The following is a 24,206-nucleotide window of genomic DNA, read 5'->3' on the forward strand; positions in this document are numbered from 1 at the left end:
TAAAAGGCGCCTGAGCGCCTTCACTTCACACGCCTTTGCGATAAGGATCTTTAACCAATGCTACGGCAAGCGCGCCAGCCAATAACACGGCGGAAACCGCCAGCAGCGCCCACATAAACTCACCGCTTGACTGCCGGATGTAGCCAATAAGGGACGGCCCGACAAAACCGCCCAGGTTTCCGACAGAGACAATCATCGCTAAGCCACCTGCGGCTGCGCTTCCTGTCAGAAAACCGGAAGGCAGCGCCCAGAATGAAGCCTGGAAAGCCAGAATGCCGCTTACGGTGAAACAGAGCGCAATCATCTTGATAACCGGTTGATCCACGATGGCACTCGACGCCAGTGCAACAGCAGCAATAACCAACGCCGCGCTGATCCACCGAATGCGGTTGCCGGATGCATTGGCCCGCTGTGCCCAGAGCAGCATCCCGACCGCGCCACAGATATAAGGTAACGCGGTCAGGAAACCGGTGGCGGTATGACTGACGCCCATCTGCTTAATGATCTGCGGCATCCAGAGGCCCACGCCGATAGAACCGACAATGCCGCAGAAGTTAATAAAGGCCAGCAGGTAAAGCAAGGGATTACGCAGCGCATCGCGCATGCTGGAACCGTGCGCCTTCTCAATTTTCTGCTGCTCATTCTCCAGTCGCCTGGTCAGCAATGTTTTTTCCGCATCAGTTAACCAGTTTGCCTTTGCCGGACGGTCATTCAGATAGAACAGGCAGATAATGCCCAGGATAACCGCCGGGAAACCTTCCAGCACCAGCAACCACTGCCAGTTACGGATGTGCTCATGCCCGGTGATTTGCATCAACATCCCGGATAACGGCGCGCCGATGATATTCGCTACAGGGATACCCACTAAAAAGGCTGCCGTAATTTTTGCGCGCCAGGTTCCGGGAAACCAGTAGGTGAAGAACAGATAGATACCGGGTGTAAATCCGGCTTCGGCCACCCCCAGACAAAAACGGGCAAAGGCGAAGCTTGTGGGCCCGGTGACGAAGGCGGTCGCCATGGAGATGATTCCCCATGAGATCATAATGCGGGCGATCCAGATACGTGCGCCCACCTTTTGCATGATGAGGTTACTTGGCACCTCAAACAGGAAATAGCCAATAAAAAACATCCCGGCTCCGAACCCGAACTGCTCAGCTGTAATCCCCAGATCGGCATTCATGCCGAGAGCAGCGAAGCTGACGTTGGTGCGATCCAGATAACTCACAACATAACAGATGAAAATAAACGGCAGGATACGACGGAACGCTTTACCTACGGCCCGTTCACTTTGGTCAAAATCGATTTGATTCATTGCATCATGGGGTTCAGACCCGGCTTCCGTCTTAACAGGTGAGTCAGCGCTTACAGATTGCAGATTCATGGGTGCCTCCGCTGCGTTCAGAAACGCAGAATTATTCTCAAAGAAATTCGGTGGAAATAAAGGGCAATGGGTGACCGGGTGTTTTCATCGGGCAGGTAAGAATGCTGCCGCTTACCGATTCGGTAATAAAAAGCTGTTGCAGGCTTTCGCCACCAAAGCAGAGATTGGTCGTGGAGCGCCCGGCAGGGCTGGTGAGAATTTCTGCGGGCTCAGCCAGATCGTTAAGCAGCCAGATGCGACCCAGACCAGGGTTGGCTATCAGCAACTCGCCATTGGCGTTCATAGCCAGTCCATCAGGGCCGCTGGGACCGTGTGAGGTAAAATATTGACTGACTTTGCTGACTGAACCATCACGCTGAAGCGGTACGCGCCAGATGGCATTGCCGCGCGTCATCGCGACGTAAAGTACTTTTTCGTCCGGGGACAGAACCAGTCCATTCGGGCTTGGGCAGTTATCCAGCAGCATATCCAGTCGTCCGTTCTGGCTCAGCCGGTAAACACGACCGGTGGGATCGTGTAGTCCTGTTTGCCCCTGATCGGTGAAATAGAGGTTCCCCTGGCTGTCGGTGGTTAAATCGTTAACACCACGGAAACTCTCGCTATTACGGCGAGCCAGCCATGGCGACACGCTGTGGGTTTTGAGGCAGAGTTTCATGATCCCATGACGATAATCCGTAATCAAAAGCGTATCCGGATCGGCGAGTTTCATGCCATTAGGTTCGCCGTCATATTGCACGACGAGCGCCCAGTTGCCTGTCATATCAACCCGGAATATGCGGCCATAGGGAATATCGGTCAGATACAGACAGCCTGAAGGATGCCAGACCGGCCCTTCAAGGAACGAGTCGGTAAGCTGTCCCCCGCGATTCGCGACGGCCCAGGCATTGTTGCTATCCGGTAAGCGAAAACGGTCTGGCAGGCGGGTAAAAATCGATGTCTGCCTGACCTCGGCCTGTGTCAGGGACATCATAAAATAGTGGCCCTTTCATCTGGTCCATTACTCACGTTCACCAGTGAAGGCATACTTCCTTTCATGCCGTCGCCCGATAGCCCGAAAGAGCCATAAATTCTGCTTTTTTGGCCAGACTTATCAATAATTGCGACCTGATATTCTTTGTTATGACGGTCGTAATCAGTGCGTTTATGCATAACACAATAATTGTTTAAGGTTTTTTTATAAGCAGACATAGCAATTCTCACGTTTGTTTTACTGAATACAACCATGTTGTACATGCTGAAATTACTATATCTGCCTGCTTCATGAGGGTGCCAGTGTTGCGAGATTGTTTGTGATGTAAATTCGATGTGACTCACAATTCCGTGAAAGTGGTCCAGATGAAAACAGAAGGCGCAGTTTTGAAAAGCGAGACAGGAATATGCAATATAAGCCTGTTGCTTTGATTAACGACTTTAAGGCTGGATCACCTTTTGAATTAATCAAGGTGGCCAGCGTTGTGAGCTTAGCGGGGTTCAGTTTGATGAAAGCTTTAGCCTGCCGGGTGAAACGGGAATAATCTGCCAGAAGAATAACGTTATGCCTGTGGACTGAAGCCCACAGGCTCAATTGTTATCTCGTTAACAACGGTGGAATGGACGGGACTTCGGGCGCATTATCAATATCACTTTGTGTCATACGAAATGCTTCAGGATAGTGTTCTCGCTCTGTTCTTCTTGCCGGCTCGGTATTACGCCAGGTATATAAACAGTGCTGACATTGATAAACAATCCATACGTCTTTCACTGGTGAGGTCGCCATGGTTTCAATGTGCTCATCAGCACAACGTGGACAGATCATAACTTCTCCTTAATGACGATTGCTTAACAGGGCGGTCAGTTTCTCAACCCAGGCGGCGGTTTCAGGCAGATCTTTGACCGGCTGGCTGTAGTGGCCGCGATTATCCGGTGAGACGGGTGTCGTTGCATCTATCACCAGCTTATCGGTGATGCCTGCCGGGCTTGAACCGGGATCTAATTCCAGAACTGACATGTTTGGCAGTTGTACCAGATCACCCGCAGGGTTGACCTTAGAAGAGAGCGCCCACATCACCTGAGACAAATTAAAGGGATCAACGTCCTCATCGACCATGATGACCATCTTTACGTAGCCCAGGCCGTGTGGAGTTGTCATTGCACGCACGCCGACTGCACGGGCAAAACCGCCATAACGCTTTTTGGTTGAGATAATGGCTAACAGACCGTGTGTGTACATGGCGTTGACAGCCTGTACCTCAGGAAATTCAGCTTTCAGCTGCTGATACAATGGCACGCAGGTGGCTGGCCCAATCAGAAAGTCGATTTCAGTCCACGGCATACCAAGATAGAGTGACTCAAAAATGGGTTTGGTGCGGTATGAAACTTTATCAATGCGAACTACCGTCATATTACGGCCACCTGAGTAGTGGCCGGTGAACTCCCCAAAAGGACCTTCTATTTCGCGTTTACGCCCTTCGATTACCCCTTCAAGAATGACTTCCGAACCCCATGGAACATCGAAACCTGTGAGAGGTGCCTTTGCAATCGGATAAGGCTTTTCACGCAGAGCGCCTGCCATCTCATATTCAGACTGGTCGTATTTAAGTGGTGTGGCGCCCATCAGCGTAATGATGGGATCATTGCCCAGAGTAATGGCGACGGGCAGATCTTCGCCTCTCTCTTCGGCTTTATGCAGGTGCAGGGCGATGTCATGCATCGGGACGGGCTGTAGCCCAAGCTTACGCCTGCCTTTAACCTCCATGCGGTAAATGCCGACGTTTTGCTTACCGAAATGCTGAGGATCAAGCGGATCGCGTGACACAACGCACGCTTTATCCAGATAGAAGCCCCCATCACCGTCGTTAAGTCTAAAGAGCGGTAGAATGTCGAACAGATTGATCTCATGGCCATCCACCGTATTCTCGGACCAGGGAGCATTTTCACGTCTCTCGGGTGCTATGGGAAAGGTGTCCCAGCGCTGAATAAATGTCTCTATCTGCTGCTTGACGGGGGTATTCGGCGGAAGCCCCAGCGAAATGGCATGGTTTTGCCATGAGCCTATGGTGTTCATCACCACATGGGCATGACGAAAGCCTTTTATTCTTTTGAAAGAAAGTGCGGGCGCACCGTCACCGATCCTGCCGGTTGCATTTGCCGCAGCCGCGATATCAGGTTCAGGTAACACTTCCTCATCAATTTCAAGAAGCTGCCCCTGTTCATCCAGAGCCTTCAGAAAACTACGCAGGTCATCAAAAGCCATTTTTTTCTCCCTGATGATGGATATGTGAGGATTGTTTAATACCTTCCCAGCGACGAGCTCTCAGTGAGGCGAGGCCAAACTGATCGAGAACACGCGCTACCACGTGGTCAATCACGTCGTCGATCACTGCCGGGTGGTTATAAAAAGCGGGCATGGGCGGGATCATTGAAACGCCCAGGCGTGAAAGTGCGAGCATATTTTCAAGATGGATCGTGCTGAGTGGCGTTTCCCGGGGGACCAGAACCAGTTTTCTGCCTTCTTTGATCGTGACATCAGCGGCTCGACCGATCAGTCCTTCAGCGTAGCCAGACCGTATACCGGCTAATGACTTCATACTGCAGGGAATGATGATCATCCCGTCAGTATGAAAAGAGCCGGATGAAAGGGTCGCGGCCTGATCGGCGGGTCCGTGTACAAAGTCAGCCATATCCATAACTTCGCGTGCTGAATAGGGCGTTTCGAGTTCAACCGTGGTTTTTGCCCATTTGCTTAAAATCAGGTGGGTTTCAACGTCTTCGATCTCCTGCAGGATTTTGAGTAATGCGACGCCCAAAGGTGCACCGGTTGCGCCCGTCATGCCGATGATCAATCTCATTAGATGTACCTCAGTTATGGTTCGTATACGAACAAATTAGACCGTACACTTGCGACAGGTGCGACGCAACAAGTTTATAGCGTGACTATTTCAAAACTAACTATGCAGTATCCTGTGCCAATTTTTTTTGATCTCTTAATGTTATGATTTAACATCGAGCGACCAGCAGCGGAGAAGAATGGGAATGAAAGGCGTATGAACAATGATTTAGGCAACGTGTTTTTTCATCTTTCCCGGCAGCTTCTTCAGGAACATACAGCTATGTGGCAGCAGAACCTGCCGGATCTCACTAAACAGCAGTTTGCAGTGCTGTGCGCAGTATCAGCCAAACCAGGCATTGAGCAGATGGAATTAATGGAAGCAGCGCTGAGTTCGAAAGCGACGCTGGCAGAATTGCTGGTTCGCATGGAAAAAAAAGCACTCATCAGGCGCGAGGAAGGCGAGAAAGACAGACGCCGGAGATTTATTACGTTAACTGCAGCGGGCGAAAAAATTTTGATAAAGGCGATGCCCCTCGCCGATAAAGTAGACTCGCATTTCCTTAATCGACTGGGGCAAAATCAGCAGAATGAGCTGGTTTACCTGATGAAAACTCTGCTAAAGCAGAGCAATAAATAACCCCATTAAAATTTCTGAAGATATTACCGCTGCAGGAGCGCTCCGCTCACATCGAAAAATATGATGCATCCGTTTGTGATCCGAGCCGGGACAGGAAATAACTGCACAATCTTCATTATTTACTGGTCTACTCAATACAAGAAGAGGATTCAGGAGAATGCGGGTGGTCAGGTTTTTGTGAGGTGGTATTACGGATATGGATTGCTTATCGCTGAGTTAAAAGTGAAAAGAAATTTTCATCTTTCTGTGTTTTATTTTAAAACTATCCGGCTACTCATTTTCTCAAAACAGTGCGGGGACTGGGAGATGCATGATTACCATCCTGGACTAAAACGGCATGGCTAACAGTTATTAAGCAGCTGGTTTTCAACGACCTGAGCGATAACTGATGCTACAGCGGGAAATTGTTTTGCAGCGTTTTTACACTTCATCAGCCTTTTTTTACGCCATTTTTACGGGCCTCCCGGTTTAATTGACGGCACCGGGCGCTTATGCGCCTCTTATCGGAAAGCCGTGAATGAAATGCATCAATAAGCCCTGGTCCATACCGGGCTGCCGCGAGGCGGCATTAGCCGATCTTGCTGAGCAGCAGCGCCTTCGCCTTATTTCGCCCCGCAAGTGGTTCCGGGATGCTATTGAGGCCAGTACCGATCCGTCACTGCTGAACTATCGTCTGATTGCGCAATGGCTGGGTACAACGATACCCGACAGCCGCGCGCTGATTCTGGCTCTCAACAACAGCCTCTGCTTCGGGCTTTATCGTAATGGCCGACAAATCGGTTTTGCGCGGGTTGTCACTGACATGGCTGAAACCTGGGTAATCCGGAATCTGTTTATCTCGCCGGAGTATCGCTTTGTCGGGCTTGGATCATGGCTGCTGCACTGCTGTCTTTCTCATCCTGGCGCCAGAGGCTGCCGCCGTATTATTGCCATGGGTGAACCCGTGCCGGATTTTTTTGAGCGTAACGGATTCATCGCCTTTCCCTCACTGCCTGGCTTCTGGGTGACGACTCTGCACGATGGGATTAATGATTCAATCTGCGCCAGAAGCGCCAGCAGGCATTAAGCGGACAGGGTGCGCATTCATGAGCGGTTTTCTCCAGTTTATCCTCCGACCTCAGCTTAACAGCCGCAGGCTGCCAGGCTTGATCGCCTGTCCACAGCCTTCAATCAGGGAACACACCATGTCAGGCCTTATCCTTGTTTCTCATAACCAATCGCAACGCTCGACGCTTACTGCAGTTTATGACGGGATACTCTCCCGGCTGGGCGGCCTCTGGATTAGCTGGAATGGTGAAAGCACAGTTATCTCTCAGGATGCGTCAAGACCCTGCGATATGCAGCAGCACGATCAGTATGAAACCGTGACCTTCCCCTATACGCCGGGCGAGCTTAATGAGGGATACCATAATTACATTCATAAAGGGCTCTGGCCTGTTTTCCACCAGCGTCCGGATATGGCCCGTTTTTCCACCAATGGCTTTCAGGAATATAAAAACATTAATAAAGCCTATGCGCGGGCCATCTGTGAAAATGCCACACCAGACGATGTTATCTGGATTCAGGATTATCACCTGCTGGGCTGTGCCCGCTATATCCGCGAAGAGGGCCTGCCCAATTCAGTCGGCATCTTTCTGCATCAGCCTTTCCCGGCTGGCAGAATGTTTGAAACCATACCCGAGTGGCGCTGGTTTACAGAGTCGCTGCTGTGTTGTGACCTGATTGGCTTTCAGACCGCGCAGGATATGAATAACTTCCTCGTCTGGCTGGAGAGCGGATTCCGGCTGGAGCGACTGGAAGCGGACAGCTTTCGTATTCATGGCCGGATCATCAACGTTGGTGTGTTCCCGGTCGGGATCGACCTCGACGACGTTGAGTCTCTGCGGGAGAGTAACAGCTGCGCCTTTATGGAAATTCAGTGTCGCGAAAGTCTGCCCGAAAATAGCGTGCTGAGCGGCGGTCATCTTGATGAGAGTTCAGGACTGCCTTATCGAATCAGCACGCTGGAGGTGCTGCTGCGGAGGCATGATTGTTACCAGAAAAATATCACGCTGTTGCAGCTTGCGCCGCCGGCAGCCGGACACGCACATGATGCGTCAAAACTCGGTCACGCTCTGGAAGCGCTATGTGGAGAACTTAATGGTGTGCATGGCACCATGAACTGGTATCCGGTGAACTATCTGACTCACGTTTACAGCCGGGAAGAGCAGGCCGGTATCTATCGTGCCTCACGCGTTGCGCTGGTCACGCCGCTCATGGCGGGCATGAGCCTGATGGCCAAAATGTACGTCGCACTGCAGGACCCGAAAAATCCAGGGGTGCTAATCCTGTCGCAGTTTGCCGGTGCCGCCGGGCAGATGGACGGTGCCATCATCGTCAATCCTTATGATCCTGATGCTATGGCCAGTGCGGTCCATCGCGCCCTGCAGATGCCGTTACACGAACGGCGCTGTCTGCACGCCCGTCTGATGAAAGGCCTGCATATGCACAACAGCCATCACTGGGCTGCGTCATTTTTGCGGATGCTGAACAACGTGCCTGCTGACCCGGAAGCGTTGCCGCCGCAGGCGACTTTTCCACGACTGAGCAGTAGCCGCGCGAGGTACTGATTTTTCAGTCAGGATAAAAGTCTTTCAAAAGACGGTGCTGGAGAAGATAAAGCCTGTCTCATCATTTCATAATATGGCTCCCGGACTGTCGCAACCGTTCGTTAATGGCGATCAGTTCAGGGAGATCTTCTGGCGTTAACAGATCAAGAAAATTTCGTCGCACACTTGCAGCGTGAACTGGCATGCTATGAAAATTATCAAATCAACAACCGCTGAGGCTTAAGTCAGACATGAAACCAAACCTCAAAGCGTCGCCATCATTGCCGGAAAATCACTCACCAGTTTATCCACGGCCAGTCTGACTTTCAGTGTGAGGTGAGGCGTACGCGGCCATACTGCATAGACAGGCCAGCTTCCAGCCGACCGGTCTTTTAATATTTCTGTCAAACTGCCAGTCGCAAGTTCTTCCCGTACAAGCCAGTAAGGCAGTGAGGCGATACCACCGCCAGCTACAGTAATGTCTCTGACCGCCTGCATATCATCCATTGTGAATCTGGCTGGAGGGATTAAATCTGTTATTTCATCCTTTTCATTTTTAATGCGCCACTTAAGAATGCGTCCGGAACGGATGTAAGCCACGGCGGCGTGCTGATTCAGTTCATCCGGTGAAATCGGCTCGCCTGCATCCCGAAGATATCCAGGTGAGGCGCAGAAAACCATGCTATGAGATCCAAGATACCGTGCGACAAGACTACTGCTGTCAGGCAGTACGCCGATTCTAACGGCCAGGTCAAATCCCTCTTCCTGCAAATCCACTGGCCGATCGCTGAACGATATTTCCAGTTCAAGTCCGGGATGTTGTTTCGCCAGCGTCAAGAGGATGGGTGACACACACATTTGTCCAAGCAGAACCGGCACAGAAACTCTGAGTTTTCCGCTTACCTGAAGCTTACCGCCTTCCAGAATATCTTCTGCCCTGTTGATCTCATCCAGCGCCCGACGGCAGGATTCATAATAGAGCGTGCCCTCAGCAGTCAGGCTCTGGCTGCGGGTTGTGCGGTTGAAAAGCGTAACGCCAAGCCTTTCTTCAAGTCGGGAAATGGTTTTAGCAACGGCTGAGCGTGTGACGTGCAGTTTTTCAGCTGCCTGCGAAAAACTCACCGACTCCGCGACAGCCACAAAAACAGGAATAGTATTCATCTCGCTTTTCATATTGTCGCCAATAAGGAATCAATGACCGGAAATACTATCGCCACTGTCAAATAAATAGCAATGCTAAAATCCTGACTATGAAATATTAACCACAGGAACCCCTATGAATCGTACAATGAAACGCTGGACATTAGACCAGCCTGGTCGTCAGAACCTGAAAATGATTTCAGCAGAGATCCCTCTGCCAGGGCAGAACGAAGTGCTCGTCCGGGTCAGCGCCGTTTCACTCAACTTCCGGGACAAGGTCATTATTGAAGGTGGAATGGGTAACGGGATGCCGATGCCTTTTACCCCAGGATCGGACATGGCCGGTGTGGTGGAGGCTGTCGGGCCGGGCACAACCCGCTTCAGTCCCGGAGAACGTGTTATCTCCACCTTTTTCCCGGACTGGATAGACGGAAAACTTCCCAACACTGCCAGAAATCCGCGCTACGACACCACAGGCTATGCGTTTCAGGGAGTCCTTGCTGAATACGTGGTCATGAATGAAACGTGGCTGGTGAAATCACCGCAGTCGCTTTCTGATGCGGAAGCCAGCACGCTGGTCTGTGCAGGTTTGACAGCCTGGTTCGCACTGGTTGAACGCGGAGGTCTGCGGGCTGGCGAAACCGTACTGATTCAGGGAACCGGCGGCGTGGCGCTTTTTGCGTTACAGATTGCAAAAGCGGTGGGCGCTGAGGTGTTTATCACCTCATCCAGCGATGAGAAGCTGGAAGCTGCGAAGGCGCTCGGTGCCGATTACGGTATTAACCGTAAGAAGGAGGATTGGGTCGACGCGGTTCATCGTTTAACCGGCGAACGTGGCATCGACCACGTTGTGGATACTGTAGGGGGAAGTAACGTTGCCGATTCTGTTCGTGCTGTGGCTTCTCATGGACGAGTTTCGCTGATCGGCATGATGGATAAAGACGATATCACTGTTTCCGGATCGATGCTGCTGCTTAAGTCACCCACGGTGCAGGGCATTGGTGTGGGTCACCGCCGTGCGCTTGAAGATCTCGTCAGGGCTGTTGACAGTATTAAACTGAAACCGGTTATCGATAAAAGGTACAGCTTCAGCGAACTTATGCAGGCACTGGATCAACTCGACAATGGTGCGTTTGGAAAAATCGTTATCAATGTGGGCTGACCTTTATGAATCAGGTTACACACGGCGAGGGGGCGTAAACACTGGATTCGCCTGTTAATGATTAACTGGGGGGCAAGAGAGAAATCGGCTCACGCTGAGCCGTTTCCCGGACTGAATCGTCAACTTTCAGCGTTGACTATTTATCGACTGCATCGGCCACCAGCATTGCTGCACTGGCGAGTACGTCTTTGCGTGTGGCCGCATCTTTATCGCGCTGTGTAAAGTAAGTGGTGAGGATGACAGGTGCGTGATTTTTTGGCCAGATAACGGCGATATCATTTGTAGAACCGTAGTCTCCACTGCCTGTTTTATCTGCCACAATCCAGTCGTCCGGAAGACCCGCTTTAATACTGTCAGAACCGGTAGTATTCCCCTTCATCCAGTCTGAAAGTTTCGCTCGCTGCTCTTCCTTAAGCGCCGTACCCAGAACCACTTTTTTAAGGCTTTCAGCCATCGCTGAAGGTGTCGTTGTATCGCGCTCATCGCCGGGGATGGCGGTATTAAGCCCCGGCTCGTTTCTGTCCAGACGAAAATCCTTATCACCGATTGTCCGGGCGAAGTGCGTGGCCTGCTGCGGACCACCCAGATAGGAAAGGAGTTTATTCATCGCGGCGTTATCGCTGTATTGCAGCGCCGCTGCACTCAGCTCAGCGACTGACATATATGAGTCAATATGCTTCCGGGTAACAGGGTTATAATTTACCATGTCACTTTTACTAATATGAATTTTCTTATCAAGCAGATGAGGGTCACGTTCATTTTTCTTTAATATCGCTGCAACCGCCATCACTTTACTTGTGCTGCAGAGTGGAAATCTTTCATTGCCACGCCATGCATATTTCGAACCATCCGCTGTGTCAATGACGGCCAGGCCGAGTCTTCCTCCTGATTTACTTTCAAGTGTTTCAAGCTGGCTCGTCAGGGTTTGCTGGTTAAAAGCAGCACAGGCTGACACAGAACAACCTGCTGTTGCGATCAGTAACAGGCTGGTCAGACTTACTTTAAAATTTACCATCAGGAATCACCTTGTTCTGAGATTAATAACATCATGGTGCCAAACAAAACATGCTGAAAGACTTCGCTTCGCTTAAGTTATGTGCGCCAAAATAAATCAATTTCACGATGAGAAAAAACGGTATAAATTGATGTCTGTCATAACTTTTTCTGGGGTCAGCATTGAAAAGTGATATCCCGCTCAATGCTCTGCGCGCATTTGAAGCTTCTGCCCGTCACCTCAACTTCACTCGTGCAGGCATGGAGCTCTTCGTTTCTCAGGCTGCTGTCAGCCAGCAGGTCAGGCTGCTCGAAGAAAGATTAGGTGTGACGTTATTTAAAAGACTTTCACGCGGCCTTGAATTAACCGATGAAGCCCGGCTGCTTTTTTCTGAAATTTCAGAACAATTTCATCGTATTGAGAAAGCCTATCGCCAGTTTGAAGGCGGGCACTTCAGGGAGGCTCTGACGCTATCCTGTGTGGGTACCTTCGCGCTGGGCTGGCTGCTGCCAAAAATCGAAGATTTCCAGCAGCAACATCCTGCTATCGAGCTGAGTATTCAGACTAACAACAACGTTGTGAGCATTGCCGGAGAGGGCGTCGATTTCGCTATAAGATTTGGTTCTGGCAATTGGGCATCATCACATAATCAACTTCTGTTTGATGCACCTCTGACGCTATTGTGCCGACCTGAAACAGCAAAGAGGCTGGCAAAGCCTGCGGATATCATCGGTGAGACATTATTACGATCTTATCGTCATGACGAGTGGGATAACTGGTTTGTGGCAGCAGGCATACCCTCATTCAGAGTTAACGGTCCAGTTTTCGATTCATCACGTCTGATTATTGATGCTGTCCTGATCACCGGTGGCATCGCACTGGCACCTGATATTATGTTTGAAACGGAAATAAAACGCGGACAGCTTGTCAGGCCTTTTGATATTTATTCAGGCAATGATGGTTACTGGTTAACATGGCAGAAAGCCCGAAAAATGACCCAGTCGATGCAAATATTCTGTGAATGGATTATTCAAAAAATAATGAAACCGTGATGTTGTTCAGACTGACTCAGTCATCACGCGGCTGGTGTCAGAGAAGAGTCATCACCGATGTCCGACCGGCGCGTGGTGACACCACTGCGCCGGGTTAAAACATTTCAGGCAACGCAAGAACGCCATTCTGCTCAGCGTTTTCAGGCGGACATCCCTGTCGCAGATTGCAAAGCAGGTGAAAGAGTCGCGTGATTTCAGACAATTTACGCGGTTACGACTTGACTGAACCGCCTCTGGCGCCAGGCCTGAAAGCGTGCTTTTTCGCGCGCCAGGCGATGACAAACGCAACAGCCATAAAGGCCAGAAGCGCCCAGGGGAATGATTCAGCACCGGCATTATTGAGCAGCAGCCCGCCAGCGACGCCACCGCTGGCAATGGCCAGATTCCATGCGGTCGTTACCATCGCCTGAACGACATCGACATGATTGCCCGCCGAGTCGGCGGCGGCGGTCTGCATCTGGGTTGACGCGCCGCCAAACGACCATCCCCAGACGATGACGGCCAGATAGACAACAACCTGTTCCCGCATGCCTGCTGCAAGCACCACAGAGACAACCGCCAGGGCCGCAAGGCTGAGCAGAACCAGATTGCGCAGATGGCGATCCACCAGCATTCCGGTAATCCAGATGCCAATAAGTGCCGCAATGCCAAAAACCAGCAGAATGAGCCCCACGTTTGCAGCCAGTCCCGACAGCTGCAGGAACGGGCCGATAAACGTGTAAAGAATGTTGTGTGCCGTCATCCACAGAAAGATAACCGCCAGAACGGGTGTGACGCCGGGCATCAGGAAAACTTTCCACACAGGGAGGCGACGACCAGACTGCTGTCCCGGCAGGTCAGGCACCGCGATCCATGTCCAGATAAACAGAATCACGGCCAGGGCTGCCATAATCCCAAACGGCACTCTCCATCCCATCAGGCTGCCCAGCCATGCGCCTGCCGGTGTACCCAGTGAAAGAGCAACAGGAATACCCACCATAGCAACAGCCAGTGCGCGACCCTGTAACGCAGCAGGAACGAGGCGGCGCGCATAGCCCGCCAGGATCCCCCATGCCAGTCCGGCTGCCACACCCGACATAAAACGGGCCGCCATCGTCAGCCAGTAACTGGATGACAGGGTAGTAATGGTGTTGAAAATCAGAAAGGTGCCGACGGCAAGCAGCAGCACTCTTTTACGCCGCCACCCACTGGTCAGCACCGTTAACGGGATCGCCGCAAGCAGCGATCCCAGCGCATATATACTGACCAGCTGGCCCGCCATCACCTGGGTAACACCCAGGCCTTCTCCGATTTGCGGAAGCAGACCTGCCGGCAGCGTCTCTGTCAGGATGGCAATAAAGCCTGTCATGGCAAAGGCCAGCAGGGAAGCCAGAGGCAGACCCCGCTGGGTGGTGGTTTCACTGTATTCTGAAGTGGTGTGCACGTGAGCCTCTTTAAAATCGTTGATAGCGTGAAAACCTTGTGGCAAAAGATTTTCTGATTAATGTATCGATTGGTATATATCTGAAGCTATAGACCGGTCTGAGCCTTGTCAAGCACATATGTATCGATTAGTATTTATATCTGATATGTACAAACAGGAGCGGACATGGCTCAGATGGGACGTCCACGGACATTTGATCGTGATGAGGCCATTCGTCAGGCGATGACCCTTTTCTGGCAGTATGGCTACGAGTCCACCTCGCTTGCCATGCTCAAGTCGAACCTCGGTAATGGCATTACTGCACCGAGTTTTTATGCTGCGTTTGGTTCAAAAGAGGCGCTGTTTGAAGAAGTGGTTGAATGCTATGCGTCGACTTACGGCCAAGTTAACAATTGCCTGTGGGATGACACGCCTGAACCTCGTGAAGCTGTCGAACTGGCATTGCGCCGTTCGGCAAAAATGCAGACAGAACCGGGGCATCCCAGCGGCTGCCTGATTGCGTTGTCCGTAAATACCTGTTCACCCGCGAATGATCACATCCGTAAAATTCTGGCGGTGCAACGCGAACGGACAAGGGCGGGATTTTTGCGATGCGTCACAAGAGCGAAAGAGGCGGGACAGCTGGCTACCGATACAAACGTGCGGGCGCTGGCCATCACTCTCCACAGTTTTGAACTCGGCCTGTCAACAGAAGCCCGGGATGGGGCAAGCGGTAAAGAGCTGGATGCGGCGGTATCAGCCGTGATGAAATTGTGGGATGCAAACATCCCTGATGCGAAGAATTGATGAGTAAGATCGTTTTCAGCACACAGCGCGAGTATCAAAGGTGCAGCGATGCAGATGCGTAAAGCCGATTGCCCTGACTATGGAAAAGCACCCTGATGACAATCAGATTTATCGCTGACGCCAAAACGTGGGCGAAAAACATTAAACGGGATGTACACGCGGTATGGCTTGCCGCCCGCGATCCCCGGACGCCGTTGCTGGCTAAAGTGCTGGCGTTGATTGTCGCTGCCTATGCCGTTTCCCCCATCGATTTGATTCCCGACTTCATTCCCCTCATCGGCTACCTCGATGACCTGATCATCGTGCCATTGGGCATCATGCTGGTGGTGCGTCTTATTCCAGCCGAAGTCATGCGTGAGCATCGGGAAACCGCAGCGCAGGCCAGCAGACGTCCGGTCAGTCGCATAACGGCAGGCGTGTTTATCGTGATATGGGTGATGTGCGCCGTGCTACTGGTCAGGGCATTTATCTGAAGCGGAGGGAAGCAGGTAAAAGAGCATTAAAACAGGTTGAGATGTCTGGCAATAAGGCGTGGGGGTTAAAGCACGTGAAAATATGACCTGCGGCAGTGTAAGGCGGAAAAGACGGATATCTCTGAAAAGCAACGTTCAGGTGTAATGCGTGGATGCGTGCTGTCAGGCCTGTCACTGCACACTATAGCAAGCCCGCACCGCACGGGCTTTAGGCTGCTTTACAATCCCACCAGCGTAATATGCTTCTTCATCGTCAGCGCTTTATATAACGCGTTCGCCAGGTTGCCTGACGCTATTTCAGGATGAGCGCCGTCTGAATCGGTCCAGAACGATTTAATACGCAACAGGGTATTAATGCTGGTGACGCGCTCCATCTCCAGCACAGCCAGCACAGGGTAGCGCATTTCGCCGAGTTGCTCTGTTGTATCTGCTTCTATCACCGCGGCGCGGGACGCCTGACTGTCAAAGATAACGTGGCATCGTGCGCCGTTCAGATTGAGTATGTCGATAACTTCGTAAAGGCACTCAACAGCCTCTGCACTGTAGGTTGCGGGCACATTAAACATAGCAAATCCCTCTGACGCAAAATGTAGTGAGCAGCCAGCATAGGCGAACTCTAATGAGAGGAGAAGTTACTGTTTTTGCATGAGAAATGTAGAGTTCTAAGGTTACGATAACGCGCGTTATTTTTACTCTTATTTAGGATGGCACTAAAGTTAAGCGAAGCGCAGGCGGGTCATGGCGGCAGGGCGCGGATTTGACTTAAAGAAACATTCTCACAGGGCCGGCTAACCGTTCCAGTGCGGAGTGTATTTATAGCAGCACACAGCGCGTCAGCCGCGTGCTTTCGTCATTTTACACGATGAACATTAGATTAAGTTTAAGATTTATCGCTGTGTTAAATCATAAACTTCTTATACCCGCAGCGCTGAATGCTAAAGAAGCAATGAACTAAAAGCCTGATATGCTTCCGCGATTCACTGGATATTCTTACGCATGAAAATGCTCAGTGGGTCTGCAAGGTAAGGGGGGAAAGGGTCACAAACCTCATATCCGCATCTGCGATAGAGTGCTATAGCAGGTTGTTGATGAATGCCCGTTTCCAGTCGTAACTGATGGCACCGATTCTCCCGCGCAAGCTGCTCCAGAGACCCGACGATAAGTTCTCCCAGCTTACGGCCTCTGAACTCAGGGCGGATATAAACGCGCTTAATTTCACCAAAGCCAGCTTCCTTAAAGAGCACAGCACCACACCCCGCTGGAACACCTTCTTTATCTCTGACCATCAGACAACGGAGGTTTTCATCACTGACGGTTGATAAGTCCAGTGAATGATTACTCTCGGCGGGATAAAGTTCTGCTAAAAAAATATCGAGTTCATTCACCAGACAACCTAATTCAGAATCACTTTTGTTTACTTCCGAAATGTAAAACATTGATCACCCGTGATTTATCTTCCAGATTGTCAATCTATCACGACCTTTCAGTATTATTGAATGCCTTTGACTGAATCGTGCCCTGCAGGTTTTTGTTAAAATGTGCCAGCGCTATTCAGCCTCAAACCGCAGGCTTCGCTGTGCCAGCATGCTGACTCTGCGTTGCATTCAGTTTGAGGCAGATTAGCCTGCATCAGCCTCAGTGTTTAAGCGGCATGGCCTGTCATAATGATCCAGTAAACTCCTAATAAACATCTAATAATTAACTGGTATAGTGACGCAAAAAAATAGTGACGGAAGTTTATCTATGCTGAAGAAATATCGGGGTTCGCAAATTCTTTTCCACTGGCTGACGGTCTTACTGATTGTCGTCGCCTACGCTACTATCGAGCTGCGCTGGATGGCAGAGAAGGGAACCTGGCAGCGAAATGCGGTGATGATCACCCACTTTTCCGCAGGCTTCTGCGTCATGCTCCTGATGATAGCCCGCCTGTGGCTGCGTACCCGTTCTGTAACGCCGCCGATTACGCCGCCCGTGGCACGCTGGCAAACGGGTCTTTCACATCTGGTGCACACGCTGATTTATGCGCTGTTTGTGGTCTTACCGGTTCTCGGGTTGAGCTCGCGTTACCTGCGTGGAAAAGAGTGGGCCCTGTTTGGGATCAATATGCCTGTGGCGACATCACCCGATCCCGCTACTGCCAGTATGCTGATTGACTGGCACGAAACGCTGGCCCCGCTCGGATACTGGTTAATTGGTCTGCATGCGCTGGCGGCGCTGTTCCATCACTATTTTATGAAAGATGACACGCTGCGCAGGATGATGCCGTAACTGCGTCTGCTGAAATCCCGGAGCGGGACGATCGTAAACGGTCCGGCACTCAGGTGTCGGATGAACAGGAATATTGAGGACAATCATGCTCTGGCTGATATCGAAATATGCCATCACGGCTTTTATGGTCGTGCTGATTTCAGAAGCAGCTAAGCGTAGCGATCGACTGGGCGGCTTACTTGCCGCCTTACCGCTGGTCACCGTGCTGGTGCTTATCTGGATGAAGGTGGAAGGGCAGACGCAGGAAAAAATCAGTGCTCATGCCTGGTATACCTTCTGGTATGTGGTGCCGACACTGCCCATGTTTATTCTGTTCCCCTTTCTCTATCAGCGCACCGGCTTCTGGCTGACGCTGCTCATCTCCTGCGCTATCACTATCCTGCTTTTCACACTCTGGGCGCTGCTTCTGAAACGCTTTGGTATCGTGCTGATGTAGCGCTATGCCGCTAAAGTAAGCAAGACGACCTCATGAGAGTCGGTAATAAAAAAACCGCCTCGCCAGGCGGTTAACATCATCTTACCCTCCACTACGCGGGCCGGACTCTGGCCTTCGTCGGATGCCCGTCACGCCCGTCATCATGGGTATGGTCCGGGTCAGGCTCGATGATAACAATGTAATCTTTGCCAACTCCGTCGCGCGTTAATGTCACTAAATCGCCGGCAACGGGTTTGGAATCAAAATCATGTTCCTCTTCAACGCCCGTATCTTCGAATATCACACCGAATTTCATATTTCCGTCCTCTTTGTGATGAGCCGCGCCGTTAACCCGGTTTTATGCTGACGCTTACCTGATGAATTCTAGCCTGGACTGAAAATGCCACCTGGCTCAGTGGATTAGCGGGTTCCGATTTGGGATGTAATAACTGGCGGATGCCAGGAGACGCGCGGCCATCGGACGGTCGCATTAATCAATCATTAATGCCGATGGCTTGGCGCTTTTTCGCTGTGGCTAATTTGCCAGACTCTCTCTATGATGGATTTTTTCCCGGGTGATTATCGGGAGCGATCAATGACTTAGGGAAGAACCCTCGCGATGACCTTGTTAAATGACCTCGATTTACGTCAGCTGGAAGCTTTCTCGGCCGTAATTTCTGCGGGCAGCGTCACTGCGGCGGCCAAAGCGCTGAACCGCTCGCAGCCTGCCGTTTCCCGCCTGATTCAGGAATTAGAGCAGTCGCTGGGTTACCCGCTGTTTATTCGCAATGGCCCGCGTATTCATCCGTCAGAAGAGGCGTTGCAGCTGCATCAGTATGTGCAAAAAGCGCTGCTGTCATTGCAACAGATTCGCTTACGCGCGCAGGAGATCGCGCATCAGCAGCATCGCCCACTCAGCATTGCTGCGACGCCCGCGCTGGCTGCCGGTCTGTTGCCGCAGGCGCTGGCCGCGCTGAATCTTCAAAATAAAGTGCAAATCATCAGTGAATCCGCCGTACAGACAGCGCATGCGGTGATCACCGCAGAGGCTGACATTGGCTTATGCAGCTTGCCGCTGGAGCATCATGCGGTCGAGCTGCACTGGATTGGGCAGTCGCAGTGCGTGGTTGCGCTGCCCGAAGACGATGAGCTGGCGGCGAACAGTGAGCTATCGCTGAGCCAGCTGGCAGGCCGCCGTTTAATTGCACCCTGGAGTCCGCAGCGCTTACGTGGACGCTATGAAAAAGCGCTGAAAAAGGTCAAAGCACCGCTGCTGGAAACCATCGAGACTAACTCATCGGCGAATATTCTGGGCTGCGTGCGGGCCGGATTAGGCGTGGCGATCCTCGAGCCTGTCACGGGCTGGGGGATGCCGCTGGCTGGTGTGGCGATCCGCCCGATTCAGGAAGACATACCTTACTTCTTTGGTGTTATCACCCCCCAGGGCCGACAGATCTCCAGCGCCGCGCAGGCGCTGGTGGACGCGCTGGCGGAGGCCGCCGCGCAACTGTTACCCGGGTTTGAACGTCTGACAGCCAGTGAACATCCGCGAATTATGCGCATCATCAACCAGGAGTGATAGCGGCATGCAGGTCACCGTCACTCTTAAGAGAGATCCCCGTCAGTCTCGCTGGATTTTGTGAGCCAGGTATTAAGGCCCGACCGGACACGCCGCGATCAAAACCTTAATTTTCAACGCTTATAACGTATCTGGCATAAGATATAAGAAATCCATTGGTTAAACCCTGAGCACAATTCTTGACTCCTATCCGGGGCAGGAGGATTATGCGAAAACTTAGCTCTTACTATGCGTTTTGATGATTGTTAGCCGCCTATTATGTTTATATAGGATAATAGGAAGGGTGCGGTCATCGGCGCGTTTTAACAGTTTTCGCTTGCTCTCAGGCGATCGCTGACACCAGGGAATTGCTCTATGACGTATGCCGCCAAAGGTCTTGCCGCGCTCGAAGCTCAGCTTCAGCAGGATCTGGAATTTCTGGAACTGCCCGCTAAATCATGGGTACCGGAACACACCTTCCAGACTGCGCCTGTGCGCGACGTAGTCGTGATTGGTGCGGGCATGTGCGGTCTGGCAGCGCTGGCGAAATTACAGCTTACCGGTATCAGCAATGTCGTGGCCTATGACGCTGCACCCGCAGGGCTGGAAGGGCCGTGGATTACCTTTGCGCGCATGGAAACACTGCGCTCGCCGAAATCGCTGCACGGTCCGGCACTGGGTCTGGCACAACTGACCTTCCGTGCGTGGTTCACGGCGCAGTGGGGCAATGAAGCATGGCAGGCGCTGGACAAGATCCCGAAAGCGCAGTGGATGGATTACCTGATCTGGTATCGCCGGGTGCTGAATCTGCCGGTGCAGAACAACGTGCGCGTCAGCAATATCGCGCAGGCCGGAGATTTCATTGCGCTGGATCTGGACGGTGCCGAAACCGGACGTGTTTACACTCGTCGTCTGGTGCTGGCCACCGGACGTTCAGGACTCGGCGGTTTTGCCGTACCGGATTTCCTGCAAGGTATTGACCGCCAGTTCTGGGCTCACTCCGCCGATGACATCGATTTTGCGGCATTGCAGGGCAAACGCGTTGCGGTGATTGGTGCCGGGGCCTCGTCGATGGATAACGCGGCGACCGCACTGGAGCAGGGCGCGAGCGCGGTAGATCTGCTGATTCGTCGTAAAGAGATGCCGCGAATTAACAAGATGACCGGCATCGGCAGCCAGGGCGTGGTGCACGGCATGCATCAGTTGCCGGATGCGTGGAAATGGAAATTTGTCGATTACACCGCTGCGACACAAACCCCGCCGCCGCGTTCCTCAACCCTGCGCGTGTCCCGTCATGATAATGCGCGTTTCTTGCTCGACTGCGGCATCAATGCCGTTAAGCAGGAAGCCGATGGCCTGCTGATCGAAACCACCCAGGGCGCACTGCGCTATGACTTCCTGATCGCCGCCACCGGCTTTACCAATGATTTTCACGGCCGCCCGGAGTTTGCTGCCATCGCGCCGCATATCCGTAGCTGGGCCGACGGTCGCTATCAGCCGGAGATGGGGCCTGCGCGTCACAGCCTGCTGGAAGCGCCGGATCTCGGCCCTTCGTTTGAGTTTCGCGAATTAACACCGGGTGCCTGCCCGATGCTGGCACACATCCACTGCTTTAACGATGCTGCGATGCTGACGCACGGCAAAGTCTCCGGCGACATTCCGGCAGTGAGCGCAGGTGCCGATCGTCTGGTGCGCGGCATTGCTGCCTCGCTGTTTGGTGAAGATGTCGATCAGCACTTCGCCAGCTTACAAGCCTTTGACACCCCTGAATTGCAGGGCGATGAATGGGTGGATTCAACCCCGCTACTAAAACAGGAGAACACGCTGTGAGCGACGCTATTGATCAGGCCGCCAGATTAACACCAGAAGAGGCGTTGTATCAGACACGTCGCCTGCGTCCCGAATTTGTGGAAGGCGCAGAAGCGTGCCGTCTGTCCGTGCTGACACCAGAAGATGAACAGGGTTTACCTGCTGATCTGCGCCTGGCGCTGGCCCGGCGCATGGCGGTACTGAACAGAGACGTGCCGCTGCAGCGCGATTATCAGGCACAACTGGCGGCGTTAAATCCGTCAGAAGCGCTGCTCGCACTCGCTGCGGGTGACGTTGTGAATGAAGAGCCACTGGCCACGCTTGCACGCCACACCGACCTGGTGACACAGCAACCGATTCAGGCGACCGAACAGCATATTCGTCTGCTGGAACAGGCCGGATTAACCAATCCGCAGATTGTTGCGCTCTCGGAACTGATTGCCTTTGTTAACTTCCAGACGCGCGTTGCGGCTGGCTTACGTCTGATGAGGTCCGCATGATTCCGTCGGTTAATCTCAAGCCACTGCACTGGCATCCCTACATCACGCCAGTGGATGTTGAACAGGCGACACCGGCGCAGCTTGATGCGATGAAAGTGACGCCGTCCAACAAGAAAATCTCAGAGTACGTCCGCACGCTGGTCCACGATCCGGAGAGCTATACCGCACGCACCGGATTGTTCAACGCCATTATGTACGTCGAAGGTGGCCTGGACCGTGCGGATCGCGAGCTGGGCGCACTCGGTGCTTCAATTGTTAATGGCTGCCGCTACTGTGCGGTGGTGCATGCGCGCCGTCATGTTCAACTGGCCGACAGCGACGCCGTGGTCAGTGCCATCTATTTTGATCGGGCGGATATATTAGGGGAACGCGACGCGGCCATTTATCACTTTGCCCGTCGTTTGTCCGTCACGCCGTCTGAAGCCACGCCGGACGATGTCGCCGCGCTGCGCGCCGTTGGGATGAACGATCAGGAAATTATCGACCTGATTCATGCCATCGCTATTTTTGGCTGGGCCAACCGTCTGATGCATGTGCTCGGCCATGCTGACCTGAACAAATAAGGGCTGCACCGGATGTTAGAACTCAACAATATTACCCTCGCTTACGGCAGCAACCCGATTCTGAAAGGCGTCGATCTGTCGGTAAAGCGCGGCGATGTGGTATCGATTATCGGGCCAAGTGGCACCGGCAAAACCACGTTACTGCGCTGCATTAACTATCTGGCGAAGCCATCCGCGGGGACGATTCAGCTCGATCAGATTCGCATGGACTATCAGTCCCCCGACAAAGCGGCGATTCAGGCAATCCGTCTGCGTACCGCCATGGTATTTCAGCAGTTCAACGTGTTTAAGAACATGACGGTGCTGGAAAACGTGATGGATCCGCTGATCGTTATCCAGCGTAAAACTAAGCAGCAGGCACGCGACATCGCTGTGCAGGAGCTGGAGCGCGTAGGACTGGGGGCAAAACGCGAGCACTATCCGTCGCAGCTCTCTGGCGGCCAGTTACAGCGTACCGGTATCGCCCGTGCTCTGGCGGTGCGGCCGGATGTAATGCTGTTTGATGAACCGACCTCATCGCTCGATCCCGAGCTGGTGGGTGAAGTGCTTAAAGTGATTAAAGATGTGGCGTCATCCGGCATTACCTCGTTGCTGGTGACGCACGAAATGCAGTTCGCGAAAAGCATTTCGAATCGCATCGTGTTTATGGATCAGGGTGTGGTCGCGGCGCAGGGGACGCCTGCAGAGATGTTTGATAACCCGGCGCTGCCACGCCTTGCCCAGTTCCTCAACTCAGAAAAAGTATTCTAATAAATAAAGGAATCAGAGACATGCCTGCAATTAAAGCTACATTACGTCGCCTGGCCGCGCCTGGCATCATCGCGCTGGCCCTGATCAGCGGTAACAGCTTTGCTGACGCCGTGCGTACCATCAAAATCGCCACCGCAGCAGAATCAAAACCGCTGTCATGGGGCGCAATCGGCCATGAGCCGGAGGGCTACGAGCCGGATGTGCTGAAAGCCATCAACGCGAAACTGCCACAGTATAAATTTGTGATGGAAGGCGCGGCGGACATCGCTCAGGAAACCGGCCTGGTGACCGGAAAGTACGACATGGCGACGGGCGGCTATTACAAAGCGCCTGCGCGCAGCAAACAGTTCCTGATCCCGGATGCACCGATGGGTGCCAGCCTGATGAAGATTTACAGCCGCAGCGACAGCAATATCAATGGCATGAAAGACCTGGTCGGTAAAAACATCGTGCCGGTAACTGCAGGCGGTGGCGTGTATAAGTTTGTCACCCAGTGGCAGCAGGAAAACCCGACTGACAAAATCACCATCAAAGCCTCCAGCGCCGGTGTACCTTACCCGGATCGTCTGAAAGAAGTGCAGAACGGTAAATATGACGCGCTGATCCTGCCTTCAAATCTGGGCGAGCAGACGGTCATCGACAACCAGAAGCTGGCGATCAAAGCCAGCGAGCCAGTGGCGATTAACAACACCTATGTGCTGATCCACCGCTCTGCGGAGAACCAGGCACTGAATGATGACATCGCCAAAACCCTCAAAGAGCTTAAGGCGGACGGCACGCTGGATAAGCTGGCGCAGAAGTGGTTTGGCGAAGACGTTACGAAGTACATGAAGTAACAGATTCACTGCGCCCGGCGCTGAACCGGGCGCATGCTGTCCTTTTTAGCAGGAGTGTTTCAC

General features: G+C 52.5%; 27 protein-coding genes. 15 read left to right on the top strand and 12 right to left on the bottom strand.

Going from position 1 to position 24,206, the window contains the following annotated elements:
* Positions 1-25: 25 nt before the first annotated feature.
* The 6 genes from AC6I8E_RS19740 to AC6I8E_RS19765 form a co-directional block, all read right to left on the bottom strand.
* Entirely contained in the window at positions 26-1,381 is a 1,356-nt protein-coding gene (locus AC6I8E_RS19740) for an MFS transporter (RefSeq protein WP_147788804.1), read from the bottom strand.
* 37 nt (positions 1,382-1,418) lie between these two features.
* Positions 1,419-2,351, bottom strand: coding sequence for an SMP-30/gluconolactonase/LRE family protein (locus AC6I8E_RS19745; protein ID WP_147788805.1), 933 nt, complete (start codon positions 2,349-2,351; stop codon positions 1,419-1,421).
* Complete coding sequence (locus AC6I8E_RS19750; RefSeq protein WP_147788806.1) at positions 2,348-2,569, bottom strand: hypothetical protein; 222 nt, start codon at positions 2,567-2,569, stop codon at positions 2,348-2,350. Before AC6I8E_RS19750 ends, AC6I8E_RS19745 begins: the two co-directional genes overlap by 4 nt.
* Before the next feature lie 379 nt (positions 2,570-2,948).
* Positions 2,949-3,176, bottom strand: coding sequence for a non-oxidative hydroxyarylic acid decarboxylases subunit D (locus tag AC6I8E_RS19755; protein WP_013196376.1), 228 nt, complete (start codon positions 3,174-3,176; stop codon positions 2,949-2,951).
* 9 nt (positions 3,177-3,185) lie between these two features.
* Positions 3,186-4,613, bottom strand: coding sequence for a non-oxidative hydroxyarylic acid decarboxylases subunit C (locus AC6I8E_RS19760; protein ID WP_497824882.1), 1,428 nt, complete (start codon positions 4,611-4,613; stop codon positions 3,186-3,188).
* Entirely contained in the window at positions 4,603-5,208 is a 606-nt protein-coding gene (locus AC6I8E_RS19765) for a non-oxidative hydroxyarylic acid decarboxylases subunit B (RefSeq protein WP_497824883.1), read from the bottom strand. The genes AC6I8E_RS19760 and AC6I8E_RS19765 overlap by 11 nt, the downstream gene beginning before the upstream one ends.
* Positions 5,209-5,403: 195 nt before the next feature.
* On the opposite strand from AC6I8E_RS19765, the gene AC6I8E_RS19770 reads away from it, so the two are divergent.
* The 3 genes from AC6I8E_RS19770 to AC6I8E_RS19780 all read left to right on the top strand — a co-directional run bounded on the left by AC6I8E_RS19770 (position 5,404) and on the right by AC6I8E_RS19780 (position 8,435).
* Positions 5,404-5,826, top strand: coding sequence for a MarR family winged helix-turn-helix transcriptional regulator (locus AC6I8E_RS19770; protein WP_013196373.1), 423 nt, complete (start codon positions 5,404-5,406; stop codon positions 5,824-5,826).
* A gap of 517 nt (positions 5,827-6,343) precedes the next feature.
* Positions 6,344-6,892 (top strand): GNAT family N-acetyltransferase, encoded by a 549-nt coding sequence (locus AC6I8E_RS19775; RefSeq protein WP_312216095.1) that lies wholly within the window; start codon positions 6,344-6,346, stop codon positions 6,890-6,892.
* 118 nt (positions 6,893-7,010) lie between these two features.
* Complete coding sequence (locus tag AC6I8E_RS19780) at positions 7,011-8,435, top strand: alpha,alpha-trehalose-phosphate synthase (UDP-forming) (RefSeq protein ID WP_497824884.1); 1,425 nt, start codon at positions 7,011-7,013, stop codon at positions 8,433-8,435.
* A gap of 243 nt (positions 8,436-8,678) precedes the next feature.
* On the opposite strand, the gene AC6I8E_RS19785 is transcribed toward AC6I8E_RS19780, so the two are convergent.
* A complete protein-coding gene (locus tag AC6I8E_RS19785) occupies positions 8,679-9,587 on the bottom strand; it encodes a LysR family transcriptional regulator (protein WP_497824885.1) in 909 nt (302 codons plus the stop codon).
* Positions 9,588-9,690: 103 nt separating this feature from the next.
* Between AC6I8E_RS19785 and AC6I8E_RS19790 the strand changes: the two genes are divergently transcribed.
* The gene (locus AC6I8E_RS19790) at positions 9,691-10,716 is read left to right on the top strand and encodes a zinc-dependent alcohol dehydrogenase family protein (protein WP_497824886.1); all 1,026 of its coding nucleotides are present in this window, start codon (positions 9,691-9,693) and stop codon (positions 10,714-10,716) included.
* Between the two features lie 136 nt (positions 10,717-10,852).
* On the opposite strand, the gene bla is transcribed toward AC6I8E_RS19790, so the two are convergent.
* Positions 10,853-11,731 carry a class A beta-lactamase gene (bla, locus tag AC6I8E_RS19795; RefSeq protein ID WP_107320298.1) on the bottom strand — a complete coding sequence of 293 codons (879 nt, stop codon included), beginning with the start codon at positions 11,729-11,731 and terminating at the stop codon, positions 10,853-10,855.
* Between the two features lie 161 nt (positions 11,732-11,892).
* On the opposite strand from bla, the gene AC6I8E_RS19800 reads away from it, so the two are divergent.
* On the top strand, positions 11,893-12,762 hold the full coding sequence (locus AC6I8E_RS19800) for a LysR family transcriptional regulator (protein ID WP_095707846.1): 870 nt from the start codon (positions 11,893-11,895) through the stop codon (positions 12,760-12,762).
* Positions 12,763-12,973: 211 nt separating this feature from the next.
* Here AC6I8E_RS19800 and AC6I8E_RS19805 read toward each other — a convergent pair whose 3' ends face one another.
* On the bottom strand, positions 12,974-14,185 hold the full coding sequence (locus tag AC6I8E_RS19805; protein ID WP_370425665.1) for an MFS transporter: 1,212 nt from the start codon (positions 14,183-14,185) through the stop codon (positions 12,974-12,976).
* Between the two features lie 165 nt (positions 14,186-14,350).
* Here AC6I8E_RS19805 and AC6I8E_RS19810 point away from each other — a divergent pair, with 165 nt between their 5' ends.
* A complete protein-coding gene (locus AC6I8E_RS19810) occupies positions 14,351-14,971 on the top strand; it encodes a TetR/AcrR family transcriptional regulator (RefSeq protein ID WP_107320300.1) in 621 nt (206 codons plus the stop codon).
* Positions 14,972-15,066: 95 nt separating this feature from the next.
* Positions 15,067-15,444 (top strand): YkvA family protein, encoded by a 378-nt coding sequence (locus tag AC6I8E_RS19815; RefSeq protein WP_147788813.1) that lies wholly within the window; start codon positions 15,067-15,069, stop codon positions 15,442-15,444.
* 218 nt (positions 15,445-15,662) lie between these two features.
* On the opposite strand, the gene AC6I8E_RS19820 is transcribed toward AC6I8E_RS19815, so the two are convergent.
* Together AC6I8E_RS19820 and AC6I8E_RS19825 are read right to left on the bottom strand one after the other, a co-directional pair.
* Positions 15,663-16,010: a hypothetical protein gene (locus AC6I8E_RS19820; RefSeq protein ID WP_013196359.1), complete on the bottom strand. Its 348-nt coding sequence runs from the start codon at positions 16,008-16,010 to the stop codon at positions 15,663-15,665.
* Positions 16,011-16,421: 411 nt separating this feature from the next.
* Positions 16,422-16,880, bottom strand: coding sequence for a GNAT family N-acetyltransferase (locus AC6I8E_RS19825; RefSeq protein WP_312216104.1), 459 nt, complete (start codon positions 16,878-16,880; stop codon positions 16,422-16,424).
* A 307-nt stretch (positions 16,881-17,187) separates the two neighbouring features.
* Here AC6I8E_RS19825 and cybB point away from each other — a divergent pair, with 307 nt between their 5' ends.
* Positions 17,188-17,712, top strand: a complete 525-nt coding sequence (gene cybB, locus AC6I8E_RS19830; RefSeq protein WP_013196357.1) for a cytochrome b561 — start codon at positions 17,188-17,190, stop codon at positions 17,710-17,712.
* Positions 17,713-17,797: 85 nt separating this feature from the next.
* Positions 17,798-18,148 carry a DUF3147 family protein gene (locus AC6I8E_RS19835; RefSeq protein ID WP_013196356.1) on the top strand — a complete coding sequence of 117 codons (351 nt, stop codon included), beginning with the start codon at positions 17,798-17,800 and terminating at the stop codon, positions 18,146-18,148.
* Between the two features lie 91 nt (positions 18,149-18,239).
* Here AC6I8E_RS19835 and AC6I8E_RS19840 read toward each other — a convergent pair whose 3' ends face one another.
* Positions 18,240-18,443, bottom strand: a complete 204-nt coding sequence (locus tag AC6I8E_RS19840; RefSeq protein WP_013196355.1) for a hypothetical protein — start codon at positions 18,441-18,443, stop codon at positions 18,240-18,242.
* A gap of 303 nt (positions 18,444-18,746) precedes the next feature.
* Between AC6I8E_RS19840 and AC6I8E_RS19845 the strand changes: the two genes are divergently transcribed.
* From AC6I8E_RS19845 to AC6I8E_RS19870, 6 genes are all read left to right on the top strand, one after another.
* The gene (locus AC6I8E_RS19845; protein WP_095707843.1) at positions 18,747-19,706 is read left to right on the top strand and encodes a LysR family transcriptional regulator; all 960 of its coding nucleotides are present in this window, start codon (positions 18,747-18,749) and stop codon (positions 19,704-19,706) included.
* A gap of 354 nt (positions 19,707-20,060) precedes the next feature.
* The gene (locus tag AC6I8E_RS19850) at positions 20,061-21,515 is read left to right on the top strand and encodes an NAD(P)-binding domain-containing protein (protein WP_497824887.1); all 1,455 of its coding nucleotides are present in this window, start codon (positions 20,061-20,063) and stop codon (positions 21,513-21,515) included.
* Positions 21,512-21,994 (top strand): CMD domain-containing protein, encoded by a 483-nt coding sequence (locus tag AC6I8E_RS19855; protein WP_497824888.1) that lies wholly within the window; start codon positions 21,512-21,514, stop codon positions 21,992-21,994. Before AC6I8E_RS19850 ends, AC6I8E_RS19855 begins: the two co-directional genes overlap by 4 nt.
* Positions 21,991-22,557 carry a peroxidase-related enzyme gene (locus AC6I8E_RS19860; protein WP_201251359.1) on the top strand — a complete coding sequence of 189 codons (567 nt, stop codon included), beginning with the start codon at positions 21,991-21,993 and terminating at the stop codon, positions 22,555-22,557. Before AC6I8E_RS19855 ends, AC6I8E_RS19860 begins: the two co-directional genes overlap by 4 nt.
* A gap of 12 nt (positions 22,558-22,569) precedes the next feature.
* A complete protein-coding gene (locus tag AC6I8E_RS19865) occupies positions 22,570-23,307 on the top strand; it encodes an amino acid ABC transporter ATP-binding protein (RefSeq protein WP_497824889.1) in 738 nt (245 codons plus the stop codon).
* Positions 23,308-23,327: 20 nt separating this feature from the next.
* The gene (locus AC6I8E_RS19870) at positions 23,328-24,143 is read left to right on the top strand and encodes a transporter substrate-binding domain-containing protein (protein WP_013196349.1); all 816 of its coding nucleotides are present in this window, start codon (positions 23,328-23,330) and stop codon (positions 24,141-24,143) included.
* Positions 24,144-24,206 lie beyond the last annotated feature (63 nt).

Source organism: Pantoea sp. X-Soil-YNGN-785 (assembly GCF_059730585.1).